The following is a 17,955-nucleotide window of genomic DNA, read 5'->3' as shown; positions in this document are numbered from 1 at the left end:
AAGAGCCGTTCATATGAATAGTAGAGGCCCCTGAAGAGGTAAACTGAACGACGTCACTGCTGAAGAAATAAGCAACTCTCATGCCATTTCGATGGTCAGGAGATCAACGTATTCGGTGATACACCTTCTAAATCTAAGCGTAGATGGCATTTGCAAAACTTGCCTGTACGCGCAAGTGAATTTCAATGGCATATCAATAACTCATCAGCAAAAAAAGCACATGTTATGTAAAGAAATGGGGCTGAATTCATGTGGTGTTCACCGTACTGCAAGCAAAATGTCATCACTCGCTGAGAAATTAGGGGGTTACATTGGGCAGGTAATACGTAAAATAGTTGGGCTGAAGCGTATTGGCGGTTACACTTTCGTCGCTAAACATTTGAATAAGGAATTATGGATTGTGACCAAACTCAAACTTCTGGCACTTGGCGTGCTCATTGCCACGTCCGCGAGCGTCGCGCAAGCAGAAAGCAACCTGACGCTGGGCGCAGGCGTTGGTGTGGTTGAACACCCTTACAAAAACTACGATAGTGACGTTTACCCGATCCCTGTTGTGACCTATGAAAGCGACAACTTCTGGTTCCGTGGTCTGGGCGGCGGATACTACCTGTGGAATGATAATACAGATAAATTATCTGTTATGGCGTACTGGTCGCCACTGTACTTCAAGCCGGGCGACAGCGACGATAGCCGTCTGCGCAATCTCGATAAGCGTAAGAGCACCATGATGGCCGGGCTTTCTTACGTACATAACACGCAATATGGTTTCCTGCGTACTAGCCTCGCGGGAGACGCACTGGATAACAGTAATGGTATCGTATGGGATCTGGCATGGCTGTACCGTTATACCAACGGGGGCCTGACACTGACACCGGGGATTGGTGTTGAGTGGAACAGTGAAAACCAGAACCAGTACTACTATGGTGTATCGCGTCACGAATCGTCCCGCAGTGGTTTACGTAGCTACGATCCCGAAAGCAGCTGGAATCCGTACCTTGAACTCAGCGCTAACTATAATTTCTTAGGCGACTGGAGCGTGTACGGTACTGCGCGTTACACCCGTCTGTCTGATGAGGTGACAGACAGCCCGATGGTAGACAAATCCTGGACGGGTCTGATCTCAACCGGTATCACCTATAAATTCTGATTTCGCTAAACGAGAAACAGATAATAATTTCAGGCCCGCAGAATGCGGGCTTTTTATTTTTACCGCAGCTGCCTGGTTTTGATAACGTATTTCTTCATTTTATTTAACGGTGAAAGTTATCTTTTATTCGAAACCTGTTTAATATATTTATTTTGCTTTTTTAGGTAATGGTCTGAAAAATGGAATTGACATTAAATATTGAATTGCAGATATTACTCAACTCTTAAAATACAGCGAAGAAAATTATTCGCATCGGATATTCAATGAAAAAGTTAATTATGATAGCTGTAATGGGCGGACTCCTGGCCGGGTGCTCCTCGGAAGCCTCCCGCATGAATGACTGCCAAAACAAGGGGATCAGCCGCGACGCGTGTTATGTTGCGGAACAAAACCGTCAGGCAACCATCAACGCTGCTGCGGAAAAACAGGCGATGGAGAACGCGCAAAACCTCTACAGCACGAATGGTGGCAACTCCCACCATCACCAAAAGCATAACAACGATTAAGGTTTAGCCGATGAAAAAGTATATCATTATCGCTGCACTGGTGGCGTCATCTGTCGCGCCAGCCTATGCCATTAGCGAGGCCTACCGCCAGCAGTTAGAACATGAACATAAAACGATGGTCAGCGAAGCCAGCGCACCCGTTCATGCCAGCAATGCAAAACCTGTACATGTGAAAAAACTGGGTGTCGATTTCAAACGTGGTGCTGATGGTATTGCCTATATTAATGGCAAACCCGCATCAAACGATGAGAATACAGCGACAGCACAAACGTATAGCGCAGGTTTAATTACTGTTATTATGTATAAAAATGGTAAAATTGAAGCAATGCAACAGGGAAAATATTTAGGGCGTTTAAAATAAGCCTGCATTGATAATAAGCCATAGGTTATTTAAGCCCGGGGATATACGCTCTCCGGGTTTTTATTTTGTATTTTCAATATGTTTCATTCTTTAATCTCTCCGTTACTGCCTCAGTTCAATACACCGCCCAATGAGTGATGGTGCATTTTGTGCACCGTCATAAGGCGACACCCGTGACTTTGCGCTATTGTGGTGCGTAAAGACAGGAGGGGATGATGACTGACAAGCAGGTGATTTTTACGCAGCAGGTAAGACTTCCGGCCATAGGGCAGGGGACGTGGTATATGGGCGAGAATACCAGCCGCCGTCGGGATGAAGTGGCCGCATTGCAGGCAGGGTTAGATCTTGGCTTGCGGCTTATTGATACCGCAGAAATGTATGCTGATGGTGCAGCAGAAAAGATCGTGGGAGAGGCGCTGAACGGTCGGCGCGATGAGGCGTTTTTGGTGTCAAAAGTGTATCCATGGAATGCCGGGGGACAAAAAGCGATTGCGGCCTGCGAAGGGAGTCTGCGCCGACTGAAAACCGACTATCTGGATCTCTATTTGCTGCACTGGACGGGTGACTTTACTTATGAAGAAACCGTCAGCGCTATGGAAAAACTCATCGCTCAGGGGAAAATTCGTCGGTGGGGTGTTTCAAATCTCGATTATGACGAGATGCAGGCCCTATGGCAGGTTGCGGGTGGACGGCAATGCGCCACTAACCAGGTGTTATATCATTTAGCATCGCGCGGCATTGAATATGACTTGCTACCATGGTGTCAGCAACAGCAGATGCCGGTTATGGCCTATAGCCCGTTGGCACAGGCAGGACGGTTGCGCAGTGGTCTGCTCACGCATTCGGTGATTAACGACATTGCACGTGCACACGATGCCACTGCCGCCCAGATCTTGCTGGCATGGGTTATTCGTCAACCAGGCGTGATCGCGATTCCAAAAGCGGCGAGTGTGGCGCACGTCGAACAGAATGCGGCCGCGTTAGAGATAACGCTCTCTACTGATGAGTTAAGGTTATTAGATCAGGCCTGGCCTGCTCCAGCAGGCAAAACAGTATTGGATATGGCCTGATAGCGATGTTTACTTCTCTTGTCCGGCCTATGCAATGCGTCAGTAGGCCGGATAAGTCGCCATCAGGCAACAGGCAAAATCTTATCGTTTCGCAACACGAATAGTTTGCGCCAGACGAGAAGGTTTCTCTGCAGTGGTCTTCTGCGGTGCTGTTGCGTACGCTGTTTCTACGCAAACAAACGTTTTGTAGCCATCGTCCGGCATGTCACCCATGCTGACAGACAGCGCCGGACCCGGGTTCCAGCCCACAACGTTCAGATGGTGGTGGTGCACGACATCGATATTACGCTTGAGCGAATCATCATGGATGACACTGCATGCTTCCGGGTTCAGATAAACGCGGTCAGTACGATCCGGGAAGGTCTGGATACCATCGGCCAGCGTATCTTCTTTTGCATTGTTCACTTTATCGATCAGGCGGTCGCCAAGACCACTTACTTTCACTGCGGCAATATCACCCACGTTGAAGTAGGTATGCAGTGCGGAGGTGGTTTCAAACTCGCCGTGGGCTTCCAGTTCCATTTCACAGGTTGCACCGACTTTGAAGCGGGCCAGCAGGGTAAAGTCGTGCGGCCATAGCTGACGCGTTTCAGCCTTGCTTTGCAGCTCAAACGTCAGAACCACGCCGTTGTCATCTTCGTTGTGCGCCTTCAGCGTCCAGGGCAGGTTACGTGCGAAGCCGTGAGAAGGCAGACCTTGCTGAGCCGCCGGGCCAAACCACGGCCAACAAATGGGTACGCCACCCCGCAGCGCCACGCCCGTTTTAAACGGTGTGTTATTGCTTAACCACAGGACTTCGTCTTCGCCGTTAGGTTTCCAGGAAAGAAGATGTGCGCCCTGCAGTGCGAAAGAGGCTTTGACCTGCGGGTGATCGACAACCACAATCTCAAGCTCATCAAGCTGACGGCGGGAGAGGACTGGGGTAATTTGTTCGATTATCGGAAGTGCAAAAATTTTATTAATCATTACGCAATCCTTTATTTTGAGCAAAAAAAAGAGCGACCAGAGTCGCTCTTACAGATTACTGTCTCATCTCAACTTATTTGGAGATGTGAGCAATCAGATCCAGAACTTTGTTGGAGTAGCCAGTTTCGTTGTCGTACCAGGAAACCAGTTTCACGAAGTTGTCGTTCAGTGCGATACCTGCTTTAGCATCGAACACGGAAGTGCAAACTTCACCGTTGAAATCGGTAGATACAACGTCGTCTTCGGTGTAACCCAGAACGCCTTTCATTGCGCCTTCGGAAGCAGCTTTGATTGCTTTCTTAATTTCTTCGTAAGAAGCAGCTTTTTCCAGACGAACGGTCAGGTCAACAACGGATACGTTCGGAGTAGGAACGCGGAACGCCATACCAGTCAGTTTGCCATTCAGTTCTGGCAGTACTTTACCTACAGCTTTAGCAGCACCGGTAGAGGACGGGATGATGTTCTGGGATGCGCCGCGGCCGCCGCGCCAGTCTTTGTGAGACGGGCCATCAACGGTTTTCTGAGTTGCGGTGGTCGCGTGAACAGTTGTCATCAGACCTTCGATGATACCGAAGTTGTCGTTGATAACTTTAGCCAGCGGAGCCAGGCAGTTAGTGGTGCAGGAAGCGTTAGAAACGATGTCCTGGCCTTCGTATTTGTCAAAGTTAGCGCCTTTAACAAACATCGGAGTGTTGTCTTTGGAAGGACCAGTCAGAACAACTTTTTTCGCGCCAGCAGTGATGTGCTTACGAGCGGTTTCATCTGTCAGGAACAGGCCAGTAGCTTCAGCTACTACGTCAACACCAACTTCGTCCCATTTCAGGTTAGCCGGATCACGTTCAGCGGTAACACGGATTTTTTTACCGTTTACGATCAGATGACCGTCTTTCACTTCAACGGTACCGTTGAAACGGCCGTGAGTGGAGTCATATTTCAGCATGTAAGCCATGTAGTCAGCGTCTAACAGGTCGTTGATTGCAACGATCTCGATGTCAGAACGTTCCTGAGCAGCACGGAAAACAATGCGACCGATACGGCCAAAACCGTTGATACCTACTTTGATAGTCATATATTCCACCAGCTATTTGTTAGTGAATAAAAGGTTGCCTGTAAAATTACAAAAACCTTACGCAGCGTCAAGCGGAATCGTGTCAATCATTGCGACAAATCAAACTGCTGCTTAAGCTTTGCGCAACTGACTCGCCTCACTCTTCCTTTGGGCTTGAAACCACATGGGGGCGGCGGCCCGAATTTTAAAGGGCAATCAAGATAAAAACGTGATGTCGCTCACGATTCCTGGGCTGCCATTTCGCACGGATCAAGTTTAGAACAAAAGTTCGCACTATGGTGTTAATGTTTTGTTAGAATCTGTCTCGCAATGTGAGTTTAGATAAAGCGAGATGTGAGCAAATGGCTAAGCAACCTTCCCCAGAAGAACTGAAAAAAAATTTGTCCGAAATGCAGTTTTACGTGACACAAAATCATGGGACAGAACCGCCATTTACCGGGCGTTTGCTGCACAATAAGCGTGATGGCATCTACCATTGTCTGATCTGCGATAATCCCTTGTTTCGTTCAGAGACAAAATACGACTCTGGCTGCGGCTGGCCTAGCTTTTACGAGCCGGTGAGCGAAGAGGCTATCCGTTACATAAAAGACACGTCTCACGGCATGCAGCGCATTGAAATCCGCTGTGGAAACTGTGATGCGCATCTGGGGCATGTCTTTCCGGATGGGCCTCAGCCCACAGGCGAGCGTTACTGCGTTAATTCAGCGTCATTGAACTTCACAGACGGTGAAAACGGTGAGCAAACGAAAGGCTGAAGAAACGATTCAGCTAATTATTCTACGGAGAGTGGATTTAACATGAATCTTGATGAGATGATCAACAGCATGACGCCGGAAGTTTATCAGCGCTTATCGACTGCCGTTGAACTGGGAAAATGGCCGGATGGCGTCGCGCTGACCGCAGAACAAAAAGAGAACAGTTTGCAACTGGTGATGTTATGGCAGGCACGTAACAACACGAATGCACAACACATGACTATCGATACCAACGGTGAGATGGTGATGAAGAGTAAACAGCAACTTAAAGTGGAGTTCGGCATTACGCCTGAGCCGATTGCGACGTTCAAATCCTGATGGTAGATGCCCGGTGAGTGTGTATGCCGGGCATATGCAGTAGACTACTTTTTGTTCATCATCGCTTTAAGGTCAGCAAACGGATTATATTTCGCTTCGCCGACGGCCTTCTGCGCGTCTTCTCCGGCAACCACTGTTGAACCATACTGGTCCGCTTCCGTATATTTGGAATGCTCATGATCGTGGCAGTACAGGCACAACATCTCCCAGTTGCTACCATCTTCCGGGTTGTTAGAGTGGTCGTGATCGATATGGTGTACGGTCAATTCGCGCAGATTTGAGTACACGAATTCGCGGGAACAACGTCCACAGACCCAGGGAAAGAGCTTAAGTGCCTTTTCCCGATAACCGACTTCCAGACGGGCGTAATTTTTAGGGATGAAAGCCATACCAGCTCATGCCTCCAGTAGAAGATGAAAAGCTGCGCCAGCGAATGGCGCAGCGGATTGCGATAATCATAACCTATTGTGGCAAGCGTTGGGATCAGTGTTTGATACCCAATGAATCGGCCAACTGCTTCGCTAACTGGTTTTTATCATCCGCACCATACTCCCAGAACATAGCGCCTCCCAGTCCCTTGTTTTTGATGTAGTCCGCTTTGATGGCAACAGAGCGCGGATTCTCGTAGGAGAGGGCGAAAAGTGCCTTTCCGTCGGCAGACTGCACCGACAGCCACGGTACTTTTGCTTCATCGTCCCAGTGCTGGGTAAAGCGCTTTTGCGGATCGTTGATGAGCTTCGCCACAATGTCGTTGTACTTCACATAGGTATCTTTGGTCAGATCAACGCCCAGTGATTTGAACAACGCAATTTGTTGTGGTTCAAAATAGGGCTGAGTGGCGGGATTTTTCTGTGCGTCGGGTTTGCTCCAGTCAATCCCCGGCTCAACGGCACGTTTAGGCACGCGACCGTAGAACCCAATACCCAGGTTCATCTGAGCTGGCTTTAGCCCTGTTGCGAGGTAGTTATTGACGACAAAATCGGCGCTGTACTTATCCGCTTCGGCGACCGTTGGCCACGTTGTCGAATCGTACAGGTTTGAGTTGAAGTATTGAGTACCGTAAGCCATATCGTAGGTCATCAGATTGATGTAATCGAGCAATGGCGCAATGGCTTTGACGTCTACCCAGCTTTTCGGGCTTTCTGCGTTGGCACCAACCGCGATGGTCACCAGTTTTTTATGCCCCACTGCGGTACGTAACTCCTTCAGCAGCATAGTAAAGTTTGCACGATCGGCCGGTTTACTTTCAACTAATCCCCATGCACCGTTTACCGGATACTCCCAGTCGAGGTCGATACCATCCAGGCCATATTTCGCAATGATGTCCTGCACCGACTGAATAAATACCGCCCGGGATTCTTTTGTGGCCGCCGCGCCTGAGAATCCACGCGCCCCCCAACCGCCAACGGAAAGCAAAACGTTAAGATTCGGGTTCTGTTTGCGCAATTCCGGGATCTTTTGCAGATCAGACTGCACTTTTTCTGAAAGCCAAATTTGATGCAGCTTACTGGCATCTTTTAGCGCGTCATTGGTCTCGTCCTTCTCGTTGTTATAGATCAGGCCAAATGAGTAGTTCAGGTGGGTTATCTGGCGAACATCCAGTTTGTCAATATCACCGCCAGGACCGGCAGTGACGTCGCCGCCGCCGTTGAAGTAGCCGACAGACATCAGTGAGTTAGCGGAAACAACGCTGGCACAGAGCAGGGGTAATGCTGCCAACAAAGGCAAAAGTTTCATCGGAGTTCCTCTTTGACAATTAAAAATGCAAACACGCCACGGAAATGGCGTGGCGAAAAACAGCTCTCGCAGACTAGCAGTTTCAAAAGAGGAAAAATGCGAAGGGATTCACGCCGTGCTGGCGAAGCGGTGTACCAATTTTTGTAGGTGCAGTAGGGTTGTTGATTGCCGGATGGCGGCGCAAGCGCCTTATCCGGCCTACAGAATTGAGTAAATATGCCATCTGAATAAGCCTGATAAGCGCGTTTTACGTCGCCATCAGGCAAAACATTAGCGCTGCGTTTCTTCCCAGTCAGCCAGCGTGTAGAGCGTTGCTCCGGCCGCAGCCATTTCCATAAAGGCGTGTGCACTGTCCTCTGGCTGAATATTTACCCCACGGCAACCGTCAGTAATGACGCTGACGGTATAGCCAAGATCGAGCGCATCAAGCACGGTAAATTTTACGCAATAGTCGGTTGCCAGACCCATGATGATCAGTTCAGCCATTCGATTTTCCAGCAGCCAGGCATTAAGCGCAGTTGCCTGGCGACGGCCGTTATCAAAAAATGCGCTGTAACTGTCGACCAGTGGATCCTCGCCCTTACAGAAAGTCTGATTAATTGCTGTCTGGTTAAGCAGCGGGTGTAGCGCGGCACCTTCACTGTTTTGCACACAGTGATCGGGCCAGAACGTCTGTGGCAGTCCGTCCAGTTGTCCCTGGCTGTATGGCGCAACCTGATGTTGGCTGGCAAAACTACCATGATTTGCCGGGTGCCAGTCCTGGCTGGCGACAATTGCATCGCCGCGTATGGCACACCAGTCAATCAGACGGTTGGCTATCTCTATTGTGCTGTCGCCTTGCGGGACGGCAAGTGCACCACCTGCACAAAAATCATTCTGTAAATCGACCAGCAATAAGGCTCGGGCCATCGTCATAGACTCCTTTACTCGTCTGGCGTGAGCTCGCCACGCAGATTTTGCGTCATCGCTTCGCGAATAGCCTGGGTATCCAGGTTCTGACTCAGCAAATAATGCAGCTTGGTCAGCGTAGCCTCGACGGTCATATCCGCGCCGCCAATGACACCAGCGTGCGCCAGCGCATTCCCCGTCGCGTAACCGCCCATATTGACCTTGCCGGACATGCATTGGGTGAGATTCACCACCACAATGCCACGCGAACTTGCATCTTCAAGTTCTTTCAAAAACTCTTTGTTTTGTGGTGCATTACCGACACCGTAAGAGCGAAGAATTAACGCTTTCACGGGCTGGCGCAGGAAATTTCGCACCACGTCAGCAGAGATCCCTGGATAAATCGTGACCACGCCGATCGGCTGCGGGGTGATGGGGTGAACAATCAGATCACCCGCACCATGCGGTGCGGGTGGCGTCCCCAGCCGGCGGATGTGGATCCCCGCTTCCAGTAGTGGAGCAAGGTTCGGGGAGGCGAAGGCGTCAAAACCGTCAGCATGGGCTTTAGTTGTACGATTGCCGCGAAACAGACGATTGTTGAAAAACAGGGTGACTTCATTAATCGGGTAATTTGCCGCAACGTACAATGCATTCAGCAAATTGATTTGTCCGTCCGAGCGTAGCTCTGCCAGTGGGATTTGTGACCCTGTCACAATAACGGGTTTGCCCAGATTCTCCAGCATAAAAGAGAGTGCCGAGGCGGTAAATGCCATGGTGTCGGTGCCGTGCAGAATGACAAAACCATCGTAATCGTCGTAGTGCGCTTTAATGTCTTCCGCAATATGCTGCCAGTCTTCCGGCGTCATATCGGAGGAATCCATCAGCGGGGCGTATTCGTGGATGGTGAAGTCTGGCATCTCCGGACGGTGGAATTCAGGCATCAATGCCAGTTGGCGCTGCAGGTGACCCGAAACCGGAATGTAACCCTGTTCAGAGCGCTGCATACCTATGGTGCCGCCGGTATAGGCAACGTAAATTGATTTTTTCTGCATGACTTTTCTTCTGTCTCAAAGAAAACCCCTCTTCATCCCGAAGAGGGGTCAATAGTTAGCGAACGTTGGCGCAGGTCAGGCAGAACGCATAACGGTTTTGCGGATCGTTAAACGCAGCCAGTTTATCTCCTTCAGCTTTTACCACGCTGGCAGCTGAAGCCAGTGGCGCCGGGAGCATTGCCTGAAGGGCTTCTGGCAACATGGCGCGCACCGAACCTGACATACTGTCCATCACCATATCCACGAAGGTAGGCTCGTCCTGGTAATACTCAATGTGCCACTGTTTCAGTTTTGCCAGCTCTGCAGCTTTTGCGACGGCATCATCAAAATCGCCCAGGCTGTCTACCAGTCCGTTTGCTTTCGCATCCTGACCCGTCCAGACGTGACCCTGAGCAATTTTATCAATCTGCTCCGGTGTCGTCTTACGAGCATCCGCAACCAACGTGATAAAGCGCTTATAGCCGTTCTCAATGCTTAACTGCATCATTTGCTGTACTTCTGACGGTAACGCTTTGGTGATGGAGATATCCGCCAGTGGGGAAGTTGCAACACCGTCAGTATGCACGCCTATTGAATCCAGGCTGTTTTCCACCGTATTGATAACACCAAAGATACCGATGGAACCGGTCAGGGTGCTGGGGTTTGCCACGATGTAGCTTGCAGGCGTGGAGATCCAGTACCCCCCGGACGCCGCCATGCCGCCCATGGAAACGACAACCGGTTTGCCCGCTGCTTTTGCTGCTGCCAGCTCAGAACGGATCACTTCCGAGGCGCTGACGCTACCGCCTGGGCTATTCACGCGCAGAACAATGGCCTTCACTTTCGGATCGAGGCGTGCTTCACGGATCTGTGCAGCGGTAGTATCGCCACCCACATTCCCTGGCGTTTCTTCTCCGTCCATAATGGCACCGTTGGCGAAGACGACACCGATACTGTCCCCGGTATCAGCGGGTGCTTTCAGTGTGTAATCGTAGTAGCTGACAGAGCGGTAGTTTTTATCCGCTTTGCTCCAGCCAAACTGTTTGGTCAGCAACTTTTCGACTTCAGCACTGGAAGCGAGAGCATCTACCAATTTGTTATCGAGAGCGTATTTCGCGGTATCACCGTCGACTTTCGTCAGACCGTCCAGCATCGCTTGCGCCCCAGGGAATACCTGTTGCGCCGGGATCTGACGGTTAGCGGCGACCGTATCGAGATAGTTCTGCCACAGCTCGCCAATCCAGCGACTGTCAGCCTCACGCGCGGCAGGTGACATATCATCACGGATAAACGGCTCGACGGCGGATTTATAGGTACCCACGCGGAATACGTGTGTTGAGACCTTCAGCTTATCCAGCAGAGATTTGTAGTACAGACCGTTAGTGGCAAAGCCGTGCAGATCAACGGAACCCTGCGGAGATAGCCAAATTTTGTTGGCAAAACTTGCCAGGTAATACTGCCCCTGGCTGAAGTTATCGCCTACAGCAAAGACAGGCTTACCGCTGTCGCGGAACTCGCGGAGTGCTTTGCCGATATATTGCATCGACGGTTGGTCGGCACCGGCGAAGTTTTTCAAGTCCATCACGATACCGGTAATGTTGCGGTCATCTTTGGCCTGTCGAATGGTATTCACGATATCGAACAGGGAGTTTTCCTGTAGACGATCGGAACTTGCGCCAAACAGCTGACGACCGATGGCACTTAACCGACTGGTGCTTGAAGGTTTATCAACAATAACCCCCGAGATATCCAGCAGCAGTGCGCCACGTTCAGCATGTTCGCTGGTGTTGCTGCTACTGACCTGCATCCAGATCCCAACACCCACCAGTACTAAAAAGATAAAGAACAGGTTAAGCACAAATTCACGGACGAAATTGAGTAATCGCCATGTCCATTTAAAAAATCCGGCAATAAATCGCCACAGGGTTCGCATGTATTCTCCCTATCGATTAACAACACGCCCACGTGAGCCACGAGAAAGGCGTTAAGATGTGGCTATCGTAATGACCCGACAGGCACTTGTCAGCAGGAATCACCACCTGTGCTGTAACAAAATCCGCCCGCGTGTTAATTTTGTGAATAAATATCATTGTTGGAGTTAAGCAAATGGATGCACTCGAATTACTTATGACCCGTCGTAGCGCTTCTCGTCTTGTTGAACCGGCCCCGAAGGGAGAGCAACTGCAAAATATTCTGCGTGCCGGTATGCGTGCGCCAGACCATAAATCACTACAACCGTGGCAATTTTTTGTGATTGAAGGTGCAGGGCGCGAACGTTTTAGTGCCGTGCTTGAAAAAGGCGCGATTGCTGCCGGAAGTGATGAAAAAGCACAGGAAAAAGCCCGTACAGCACCGTTTCGCGCGCCGCTGATTATCGCTGTGGTGGCGAAATGTGAAGAAAGCGACAAGGTCCCGATGTGGGAACAAGAAATGTCTGCAGGCTGCGCGGTAATGGCGATGCAAATGGCAGCGATTGCACAAGGGTTTGGCGGGATCTGGCGCAGCGGAGCCTTAACGGAAAGTACGGTAGTCCGTGAAGCGTTTGACTGTCGTCCACAGGATAAAATCGTCGGTTTTCTCTATCTGGGAACGCCGCAGCTAAAAGCCTCCACCTCGATTAATCTTGCCGATCCGACCTCATTCGTCCGTTATTTCTGACATCAACGGCAAAACTGTCTGGATTATGAGCAAAGACACTCTAATTCAGACAGTCACTCTTACCACATCATGGAATGAGCGCTACCATATCCGCATTGCAATGACAGGAGATGTCCATGAGCGAGCAAGCTATTCGTTTAACGCAATACAGCCACGGAGCCGGTTGCGGTTGTAAAATTTCCCCGAAAGTGTTGGAAACCATCCTGCACAGCGAGCAGGCGAAGTTTGTTGATCCGAATTTACTCGTGGGTAATGAAACCCGCGATGACGCGGCGGTATACGATCTGGGTAACGGTACCAGCGTTATCAGCACCACCGATTTCTTTATGCCGATTGTCGATAATCCGTTTGATTTTGGCCGCATCGCTGCGACCAACGCGATCAGCGACATTTTTGCGATGGGCGGCAAACCGATTATGGCAATCGCTATTCTGGGCTGGCCTCTTGATAAACTGGCGCCGGAAATAGCCCGCGAAGTCACCGAAGGCGGGCGTTTTGCCTGTCGTCAGGCGGGGATTGCACTGGCAGGTGGACACTCTATTGATGCCCCTGAACCTATCTTTGGCCTTGCGGTGACGGGTATTGTGCCAACCGAACGTGTGAAGAAAAACAGCACCGCCGAGGCTGGATGTAAGCTGTTCCTCACCAAACCGCTGGGTATTGGTGTACTGACCACCGCAGAGAAGAAATCGCTGCTGAAACCGGAACACGTCGGACTGGCGACGGAAGTGATGTGCCGGATGAACATCGCAGGTGCGGCATTTGCCGACATCGACGGTGTGAAAGCCATGACGGATGTAACCGGTTTTGGTCTGCTGGGCCATCTGAGCGAGATGTGCCAGGGGGCAGGCGTTCAGGCGCAGATCGTCTACCAGGACATTCCTAAGCTTCCTGGTGTTGAAGAATACATCGCACAGGGCGCGGTGCCGGGCGGTACGCAGCGTAACTACGCGAGCTATGGGCACCTGATGGGGGAAATGCCGCAATCGGTGCGCGATCTGTTGTGCGATCCGCAAACGTCCGGCGGCTTGCTGCTGGCTGTAACACCGGAATCTGAGGCTGAGGTCAAAGCCGTAGCTGCGCAGTTTGGTATCGATCTCACGGCTATCGGTGAGCTGGTGGAAGCCCGCGGCGGTCGCGCCATGGTTGAGATTCGTTAACCCAATGCGGTTGTTTATTGCCGAAAAACCGAGTCTGGCGCGCGCCATCGCCGATGTGCTACCCAAGCCACATCGTAAAGGTGACGGTTTTATTGAATGCGGAAATGGGCAAGTGGTGACCTGGTGTATCGGTCACCTGCTTGAACAGGCGCAGCCAGACGCCTACGACAGTCGTTATGCTCGCTGGAGCCTGGCCGATCTGCCGATTGTTCCGGAAAAGTGGCAACTACAGCCGCGTCCCTCTGTGACCAAACAACTCAACGTCATTAAACGCTTTTTACATGAAGCCAGCGAAGTTATTCACGCCGGAGACCCCGATCGTGAAGGACAATTGCTGGTGGACGAGGTACTGGATTACCTGCAGCTTGCCCCCGAAAAACGCCAGCAGGTGCAACGTTGCCTGATTAACGATCTGAACCCACAGGCCGTGGAGCGGGCGATAGAGCGCCTACGTGCAAACAGCGATTTCATCCCACTGTGCGTGTCGGCACTGGCACGTGCACGCGCGGACTGGCTGTACGGCATCAATATGACGCGGGCCTACACTATTCTCGGGCGCAACGCAGGTTACCAGGGCGTCCTCTCTGTAGGCCGTGTACAGACACCGGTGCTTGGCCTGGTCGTGCGTCGTGATGAAGAGATCGAGAACTTTGTCGCGAAAGATTTTTTTGAGGTGAAAGCGCATATCGTGACGCCCGCCGATGAGCGTTTTACCGCCATCTGGCAACCCAGTGAGGCCTGTGAACCTTATCAGGACGAAGAAGGGCGTTTACTGAATCGTACGCTGGCTGAGCATGTGGTGAAGCGCATCAATGGTCAGCCGGCGATAGTCACCAACTATAATGATAAACGGGAATCAGAATCCGCGCCGCTGCCGTTTTCACTGTCGGCGTTGCAGATTGAAGCCGCGAAACGCTTCGGTTTAAGTGCGCAAAATGTTCTGGATATCTGCCAGAAACTGTACGAAACCCACAAGCTGATCACCTACCCGCGCTCGGATAGTCGCTATCTGCCGGAAGAACACTTTGCCGGACGCCATGCGGTGATGAATGCGATTAGCATCCATGCGCCGGATCTGTTACCGCAGCCTGCTGTGAATCCTGATACGCGAAATCGTTGTTGGGACGATAAAAAGGTGGATGCGCACCACGCTATTATTCCGACAGCGCGTAGCTCAACTATCAATCTCAATGACAATGAGTCGAAGATTTACAACCTGATTGCGCGTCAGTATCTGATGCAGTTCTGCGCGGATGCTGTTTTTCGTAAGTGCGTTATTGAGCTGGATATTGCGAAAGGCAAGTTTGTTGCCAAGGCGCGTTTCCTGGCCGAGGCCGGATGGCGTACGCTGCTCGGTAACAAAGAGCGCGATGAAGATAACGACGGTACGCCGCTGCCAGTGGTGGCAAAAGACGATGAGTTGCTGTGTGAAAAAGGCGAAGTGGTTGAACGCCAGACCCAGCCGCCGCGCCACTTTACCGATGCGACGTTGTTGTCGGCAATGACCGGGATCGCGCGTTTTGTGCAGGATAAAGATCTGAAAAAGATCCTCCGCGCGACAGACGGACTGGGAACAGAAGCAACACGAGCCGGGATTATCGAATTACTGTTTAAACGCGGATTCCTGGTGAAAAAAGGGCGCTATATCCATTCGACCGATGCCGGAAAAGCGCTGTTCCACTCGCTGCCTGAAATGGCGACGCGCCCGGATATGACCGCACACTGGGAGTCGATTCTGACACAAATTAGTGAAAAACAGTGTCGTTATCAGGACTTTATGCAACCGCTGGTCGGAACGCTGTATCAGCTAATCGACCAGGCTCGTAGTACACCAGTTCGCCGGTTCCGGGGGATTGCTGCACCTGGCGGTAGTGAGAAGAAAAAGAGTGTGCCGCGTAAACGCCCGGCGAAAAAAAGCCCGCCATCCGAAGAGGCAGGCGTGTAATGTGTAGGCCGGATAAGGCACGTGTGCCGCATCCGGCGTATGGGGTGAATTAAATCACACCCTGGCCCAGCATTGCGTCGGCAACTTTTACGAAGCCCGCGATGTTGGCGCCGCGCACATAGTTGGTTTGTTTGCTTTCACCGCCGTACTCGACACAGGCATGGTGAATATCCAGCATTATATGGTGCAGACGGGCATCGACTTTCTCTGCCTTCCAGCCCAGACGCGCGGCATTCTGCGCCATTTCCAGACCGGATGTGGCTACACCACCCGCGTTAGCGGCTTTGCCTGGCGCGAACAAAACGCCAGCTTCCAGGAACAGATCGGTGGCCTCGATGGTCGTTGGCATATTGGCGCCTTCGGCGACGGCTTTCACGCCATTGGCGATCAGTACGCGTGCTGCATCGACATCCAGCTCGTTCTGGGTTGCGCATGGCAGGGCGATATCAACCGGAACAGACCATGGTTGTTTCCCTTCCAGGTAGGTCAGACCAAACTCACGGGCGTAATCCGCCACGCGACCGTCACGGCTGTCTTTAATCGCGCACAGACGCGCCAGTTTTTCTTTTGTAAATCCGCTTTCATCAACTACGGTACCGCTGGAATCGGAGGCAGTAACCACGCGCGCACCAAACTCCATCGCCTTCTCAATAGCGAATTGTGCAACGTTACCGGAGCCGGAGACCGCCACACGCATCCCTTCAAAACCCAGACCATGACGTTTGAGCATCGCTTCGGTGAAGTACACCAGGCCGTAGCCAGTTGCTTCCGGGCGAATCAGGCTGCCACCGAAAGAAAGGCCTTTTCCGGTGAAGACGCAGGCGCTGTTATTGGACAGCTTTTTCATCATCCCGGCCATAAAGCCGACCTCACGACCGCCCACGCCGATATCACCCGCAGGGACGTCGGTATCGGGCCCTAAATGGCGGAACAGTTCCGTCATCAGCGCCTGACAAAAACGCATGATTTCGCCTTCGCTTTTACCTTTCGGGTCAAAGTCGCTGCCGCCTTTACCACCGCCCATCGGCAGCGTGGTGAGTGCGTTTTTAAAGGTCTGCTCGAAGCCGAGGAACTTCAGGATAGACAGGTTCACCGAAGGATGGAAACGCATGCCGCCTTTATACGGGCCAATCGCGGAGCTGAACTGTACGCGCCACGCACGGTTAACCTGTACCTGATTACGATCGTCGAGCCAGACCACGCGGAACTGGATCACGCGCTCCGGTTCAACCAGACGTTCCAGCAATGACATTTGACGATAACGCGGGTTTTGCTCAAGGAACGGCCACAGTGTCGTCATTACCTCACGAACGGCTTGCGCGAACTCGGTCTGATTCGGGTCGCGCTTTTGTACATGGTTGAGAAACGACTCCAGAGAACATGTCTGATCCATAGATATAAGAACCTCTTATGTATTGATATGGTTATATTTTTGATATTTGTGTTAAGTGTTTTGCAGTTTTTGACTATACCATCAGCGGTGTGACGAGACGCAAGAAAAAATTAATCCCGCTAAGTAAATTAATATCGCAGCGTTGCTCATAACCAAAAACGATGATGGAGGAACTAAAGTTTCTGCCGGTTTATACCGTTATACTGAGCATAGATGTCAGTTAAAAAGGAACGAATATGCGCCGTTTAATCATGGCAGGTGCGTTGGTGATGTTATCCAACGGGGTACTGGCAAATCAGCTTTATCGTCCGGATGTGCAAGTGAATGTGCCGCCGGAAGTGTTCAGTTCCAGCGGCCAGCGCGCGCAGCCCTGTAATCAGTGCTGCATTTATCAGGATCAAAACTATTCAGAAGGGGCGGTGGTGAAAGCCGATGGCGTGCTGCTACAGTGCCAGCGCGATGAGAAAACCATCAGCACGAATCCGCTGGTCTGGCGGCGTGTAAAAGAATAAACGCTTCTAATAGCGGGATATCGGCAGGCGCGAGTGGATAACGCAGCGCCTCTTCGGGTGAGCACCAGACCAAATCCTGATGCTCATGGGCGCAAAGCTCGCCCTGATAAGCCGGCACGTGCCAGGCATGCAGATGTATCAATCGGCCTGACACTTCACGCTGATGACTGGCGATGTAGGCCCCTACGATAGCCTCGATACCCAATTCCTCTCGTAATTCACGGACCAGCGCCTGTGGTTGGCTCTCTCCCGGTTCAACCTTACCACCAGCAAATTCCCACATGCCGGACTGATCTGCATGCTGCGGGCGTTGCGCCAGTAAAATTTTGCCATCACGTTCAATAATCGCGGCGACCACGTCGAGGGTTTTCATCATATTCATCAGGATCTAACAGCAGAAAATGACATAATATAGTTAACCATGGGTTTGACCAAAAGT

The 17,955-nt window shown here is 51.4% G+C and carries 19 protein-coding genes; 10 read left to right on the top strand and 9 right to left on the bottom strand.

The genetic code is table 11. The annotated features are described in order from the left end of the window. Positions 1 to 400 precede the first annotated feature (400 nt). From ACLJXE_RS08785 to ACLJXE_RS08770, 4 genes are all read left to right on the top strand, one after another. Positions 401 to 1,147, top strand: a complete 747-nt coding sequence (locus tag ACLJXE_RS08785; RefSeq protein ID WP_286630159.1) for a MipA/OmpV family protein — start codon at positions 401 to 403, stop codon at positions 1,145 to 1,147. A 263-nt stretch (positions 1,148 to 1,410) separates the two neighbouring features. Then, positions 1,411 to 1,653 (top strand): hypothetical protein, encoded by a 243-nt coding sequence (locus tag ACLJXE_RS08780; RefSeq protein WP_410750658.1) that lies wholly within the window; start codon positions 1,411 to 1,413, stop codon positions 1,651 to 1,653. A 10-nt stretch (positions 1,654 to 1,663) separates the two neighbouring features. Further along, the gene (locus ACLJXE_RS08775; RefSeq protein ID WP_286630158.1) at positions 1,664 to 2,014 is read left to right on the top strand and encodes a hypothetical protein; all 351 of its coding nucleotides are present in this window, start codon (positions 1,664 to 1,666) and stop codon (positions 2,012 to 2,014) included. 215 nt (positions 2,015 to 2,229) lie between these two features. Further along, complete coding sequence (locus ACLJXE_RS08770) at positions 2,230 to 3,084, top strand: aldo/keto reductase (protein WP_410750727.1); 855 nt, start codon at positions 2,230 to 2,232, stop codon at positions 3,082 to 3,084. Between the two features lie 81 nt (positions 3,085 to 3,165). Here the strand turns inward: ACLJXE_RS08770 and ACLJXE_RS08765 are convergent, their stop codons facing one another. Together ACLJXE_RS08765 and gapA are read right to left on the bottom strand one after the other, a co-directional pair. Beyond that, the gene (locus ACLJXE_RS08765; protein WP_410750657.1) at positions 3,166 to 4,050 is read right to left on the bottom strand and encodes a D-hexose-6-phosphate mutarotase; all 885 of its coding nucleotides are present in this window, start codon (positions 4,048 to 4,050) and stop codon (positions 3,166 to 3,168) included. 73 nt (positions 4,051 to 4,123) lie between these two features. Further along, the gene (gene gapA / locus ACLJXE_RS08760) at positions 4,124 to 5,119 is read right to left on the bottom strand and encodes a glyceraldehyde-3-phosphate dehydrogenase (protein ID WP_286630155.1); all 996 of its coding nucleotides are present in this window, start codon (positions 5,117 to 5,119) and stop codon (positions 4,124 to 4,126) included. Between the two features lie 341 nt (positions 5,120 to 5,460). Here gapA and msrB point away from each other — a divergent pair, with 341 nt between their 5' ends. Together msrB and ACLJXE_RS08750 are read left to right on the top strand one after the other, a co-directional pair. Continuing rightward, complete coding sequence (gene msrB, locus ACLJXE_RS08755) at positions 5,461 to 5,874, top strand: peptide-methionine (R)-S-oxide reductase MsrB (RefSeq protein ID WP_040233651.1); 414 nt, start codon at positions 5,461 to 5,463, stop codon at positions 5,872 to 5,874. A 42-nt stretch (positions 5,875 to 5,916) separates the two neighbouring features. Then, positions 5,917 to 6,192: a YeaC family protein gene (locus ACLJXE_RS08750; RefSeq protein WP_005121124.1), complete on the top strand. Its 276-nt coding sequence runs from the start codon at positions 5,917 to 5,919 to the stop codon at positions 6,190 to 6,192. Positions 6,193 to 6,236: 44 nt separating this feature from the next. Here ACLJXE_RS08750 and yajD read toward each other — a convergent pair whose 3' ends face one another. The 5 genes from yajD to sppA form a co-directional block, all read right to left on the bottom strand. Continuing rightward, positions 6,237 to 6,581: an HNH nuclease YajD gene (gene yajD / locus ACLJXE_RS08745; protein ID WP_003832478.1), complete on the bottom strand. Its 345-nt coding sequence runs from the start codon at positions 6,579 to 6,581 to the stop codon at positions 6,237 to 6,239. Between the two features lie 94 nt (positions 6,582 to 6,675). Further along, positions 6,676 to 7,929, bottom strand: a complete 1,254-nt coding sequence (locus tag ACLJXE_RS08740; RefSeq protein ID WP_410750656.1) for a glycoside hydrolase family 18 protein — start codon at positions 7,927 to 7,929, stop codon at positions 6,676 to 6,678. 270 nt (positions 7,930 to 8,199) lie between these two features. Next, the gene (pncA, locus tag ACLJXE_RS08735) at positions 8,200 to 8,838 is read right to left on the bottom strand and encodes a bifunctional nicotinamidase/pyrazinamidase (RefSeq protein ID WP_286630189.1); all 639 of its coding nucleotides are present in this window, start codon (positions 8,836 to 8,838) and stop codon (positions 8,200 to 8,202) included. A gap of 14 nt (positions 8,839 to 8,852) precedes the next feature. Continuing rightward, positions 8,853 to 9,869: an asparaginase gene (gene ansA / locus ACLJXE_RS08730; RefSeq protein WP_286630151.1), complete on the bottom strand. Its 1,017-nt coding sequence runs from the start codon at positions 9,867 to 9,869 to the stop codon at positions 8,853 to 8,855. Between the two features lie 55 nt (positions 9,870 to 9,924). Further along, on the bottom strand, positions 9,925 to 11,781 hold the full coding sequence (gene sppA, locus ACLJXE_RS08725; protein ID WP_286630150.1) for a signal peptide peptidase SppA: 1,857 nt from the start codon (positions 11,779 to 11,781) through the stop codon (positions 9,925 to 9,927). Between the two features lie 173 nt (positions 11,782 to 11,954). On the opposite strand from sppA, the gene ACLJXE_RS08720 reads away from it, so the two are divergent. From ACLJXE_RS08720 to ACLJXE_RS08710, 3 genes are all read left to right on the top strand, one after another. After that, positions 11,955 to 12,506, top strand: coding sequence for an NAD(P)H nitroreductase (locus ACLJXE_RS08720; protein WP_410750655.1), 552 nt, complete (start codon positions 11,955 to 11,957; stop codon positions 12,504 to 12,506). Between the two features lie 116 nt (positions 12,507 to 12,622). Beyond that, positions 12,623 to 13,666, top strand: coding sequence for a selenide, water dikinase SelD (selD, locus tag ACLJXE_RS08715; RefSeq protein ID WP_410750654.1), 1,044 nt, complete (start codon positions 12,623 to 12,625; stop codon positions 13,664 to 13,666). 4 nt (positions 13,667 to 13,670) lie between these two features. Continuing rightward, positions 13,671 to 15,611, top strand: a complete 1,941-nt coding sequence (locus ACLJXE_RS08710) for a DNA topoisomerase III (protein ID WP_410750726.1) — start codon at positions 13,671 to 13,673, stop codon at positions 15,609 to 15,611. 49 nt (positions 15,612 to 15,660) lie between these two features. Here ACLJXE_RS08710 and gdhA read toward each other — a convergent pair whose 3' ends face one another. Beyond that, positions 15,661 to 17,004 carry an NADP-specific glutamate dehydrogenase gene (gdhA, locus tag ACLJXE_RS08705; RefSeq protein ID WP_003832501.1) on the bottom strand — a complete coding sequence of 448 codons (1,344 nt, stop codon included), beginning with the start codon at positions 17,002 to 17,004 and terminating at the stop codon, positions 15,661 to 15,663. A gap of 236 nt (positions 17,005 to 17,240) precedes the next feature. On the opposite strand from gdhA, the gene ACLJXE_RS08700 reads away from it, so the two are divergent. After that, positions 17,241 to 17,516, top strand: a complete 276-nt coding sequence (locus tag ACLJXE_RS08700; protein ID WP_137383420.1) for a YnjH family protein — start codon at positions 17,241 to 17,243, stop codon at positions 17,514 to 17,516. Here ACLJXE_RS08700 and ACLJXE_RS08695 read toward each other — a convergent pair. Further along, complete coding sequence (locus ACLJXE_RS08695) at positions 17,476 to 17,889, bottom strand: pyrimidine (deoxy)nucleoside triphosphate diphosphatase (protein ID WP_410750725.1); 414 nt, start codon at positions 17,887 to 17,889, stop codon at positions 17,476 to 17,478. The two genes, ACLJXE_RS08700 and ACLJXE_RS08695, sit on opposite strands and share 41 nt — an antisense overlap. Between the last annotated feature and the right edge of the window lie 66 nt (positions 17,890 to 17,955).

Origin of the sequence: Citrobacter sp. U14242, assembly GCF_046555775.1 — a bacterium.
Lineage (GTDB): Bacteria > Pseudomonadota > Gammaproteobacteria > Enterobacterales > Enterobacteriaceae > Citrobacter.
The sequence above is the reverse complement of the archived record's forward strand: the minus strand, read 5'-3'. Positions and strand labels throughout refer to the sequence as shown.

Bases quoted from the DNA above. Each gene is read 5' to 3' on its own strand.
- ACLJXE_RS08770 (WP_410750727.1), top strand. From the start codon at position 2,230: ATGACTGACAAGCAGGTGATTTTTACGCAGCAGGTAAGACTTCCGGCC.
- gapA (WP_286630155.1), bottom strand. From the start codon at position 5,119: ATGACTATCAAAGTAGGTATCAACGGTTTTGGCCGTATCGGTCGCATT.
- ACLJXE_RS08740 (WP_410750656.1), bottom strand. From the start codon at position 7,929: ATGAAACTTTTGCCTTTGTTGGCAGCATTACCCCTGCTCTGTGCCAGC.
- ACLJXE_RS08695 (WP_410750725.1), bottom strand. From the start codon at position 17,889: ATGAAAACCCTCGACGTGGTCGCCGCGATTATTGAACGTGATGGCAAA.
- ansA (WP_286630151.1), bottom strand. From the start codon at position 9,869: ATGCAGAAAAAATCAATTTACGTTGCCTATACCGGCGGCACCATAGGT.
- sppA (WP_286630150.1), bottom strand. From the start codon at position 11,781: ATGCGAACCCTGTGGCGATTTATTGCCGGATTTTTTAAATGGACATGG.
- ACLJXE_RS08775 (WP_286630158.1), top strand. From the start codon at position 1,664: ATGAAAAAGTATATCATTATCGCTGCACTGGTGGCGTCATCTGTCGCG.
- selD (WP_410750654.1), top strand. From the start codon at position 12,623: ATGAGCGAGCAAGCTATTCGTTTAACGCAATACAGCCACGGAGCCGGT.
- gdhA (WP_003832501.1), bottom strand. From the start codon at position 17,004: ATGGATCAGACATGTTCTCTGGAGTCGTTTCTCAACCATGTACAAAAG.
- msrB (WP_040233651.1), top strand. From the start codon at position 5,461: ATGGCTAAGCAACCTTCCCCAGAAGAACTGAAAAAAAATTTGTCCGAA.
- ACLJXE_RS08720 (WP_410750655.1), top strand. From the start codon at position 11,955: ATGGATGCACTCGAATTACTTATGACCCGTCGTAGCGCTTCTCGTCTT.
- pncA (WP_286630189.1), bottom strand. From the start codon at position 8,838: ATGGCCCGAGCCTTATTGCTGGTCGATTTACAGAATGATTTTTGTGCA.
- ACLJXE_RS08700 (WP_137383420.1), top strand. From the start codon at position 17,241: ATGCGCCGTTTAATCATGGCAGGTGCGTTGGTGATGTTATCCAACGGG.
- ACLJXE_RS08765 (WP_410750657.1), bottom strand. From the start codon at position 4,050: ATGATTAATAAAATTTTTGCACTTCCGATAATCGAACAAATTACCCCA.
- yajD (WP_003832478.1), bottom strand. From the start codon at position 6,581: ATGGCTTTCATCCCTAAAAATTACGCCCGTCTGGAAGTCGGTTATCGG.
- ACLJXE_RS08780 (WP_410750658.1), top strand. From the start codon at position 1,411: ATGAAAAAGTTAATTATGATAGCTGTAATGGGCGGACTCCTGGCCGGG.
- ACLJXE_RS08710 (WP_410750726.1), top strand. From the start codon at position 13,671: ATGCGGTTGTTTATTGCCGAAAAACCGAGTCTGGCGCGCGCCATCGCC.
- ACLJXE_RS08750 (WP_005121124.1), top strand. From the start codon at position 5,917: ATGAATCTTGATGAGATGATCAACAGCATGACGCCGGAAGTTTATCAG.